1 pseudogene is annotated in these 275 nt (G+C 54.5%); it reads left to right on the top strand.

The annotated features are described in order from the left end of the window. A pseudogene (locus MXD62_RS08595) lies at positions 1-223 on the top strand (MFS transporter); the annotation flags it as partial. Between the last annotated feature and the right edge of the window lie 52 nt (positions 224-275).

The following is a 275-nucleotide window of genomic DNA, read 5'->3' as shown; positions in this document are numbered from 1 at the left end:
ATATATGGGGGCGTCCAGCCTGCAATTTACCATCGCCCGTTTTATTGCGCCGCTGGTGATCGGTCTCTCCGGTTGGATGCCGCCGCTTGGAGTGTTCAGCATCATTCTGCTTTGCACGTTAATCAGTGCGTTGATCACCCAACAGATGTTCCGCAAGCTGCCAAACGGCCTTGGGCAAAACGGGTCCGGGACTCGATCTGACAATACGCCGGAAGCCGTGTAATTACTCGGCAAAGACGGCGTGGTCGCCTTCCCGCTTCTCCTTTTTCTTAAAC

Source organism: Frankia sp. Mgl5, from assembly GCF_023242985.1.
Taxonomy (GTDB): Bacteria; Actinomycetota; Actinomycetes; order Frankiales; family Frankiaceae; genus Parafrankia; species Parafrankia soli.
Note: the sequence above shows the minus strand (reverse complement) of the source record. Positions and strands in the feature narration are given on the sequence as shown.